Source organism: Rhizobium sp. 05L419, from assembly GCF_056397845.1.
In genome coordinates, this window is sequence record NZ_JBFTOF010000101.1 from 1 (window position 1) to 373 (window position 373).

General features: G+C 55.6%; 2 rRNA genes. Both read left to right on the plus strand.

Features of this window, described 5'->3' with window-relative positions:
- A 23S ribosomal RNA gene (locus tag AC1DMK_RS31175) occupies window positions 1-94 on the plus strand; the annotation flags it as partial.
- A gap of 160 nt (window positions 95-254) precedes the next feature.
- Window positions 255-369 (plus strand): 5S ribosomal RNA (gene rrf, locus AC1DMK_RS31180).
- Window positions 370-373 lie beyond the last annotated feature (4 nt).

Here is a 373-nt window from a genome sequence, read left to right on the forward strand (position 1 = left end):
GAGCCGTGGAAGACGACCACGTTGATAGGCCGGGTGTGGAAGTGCAGCAATGCATGAAGCTTACCGGTACTAATAGCTCGATTGGCTTAATTGTTCTCATTGACCATGCTCATCTCAGGGCGAATGCAAAGCATTCGTCCCGACAGGGCGAACACSCAGTGTTTGYCCCGTCGSYTGATGTGCAAGACGTGTTCAAASACKAAAAACGAGGTCGAAAGACCTCGCCAGCTTCTCACAATGTTGCGCTTCGCTGACCTGGTGGTTATGGCGGGGCGGCTGCACCCGTTCCCATTCCGAACACGGCCGTGAAATGCCCCAGCGCCTATGGTACTTCGTCTTAAGACGCGGGAGAGTCGGTCGCTGCCAGGTCTGC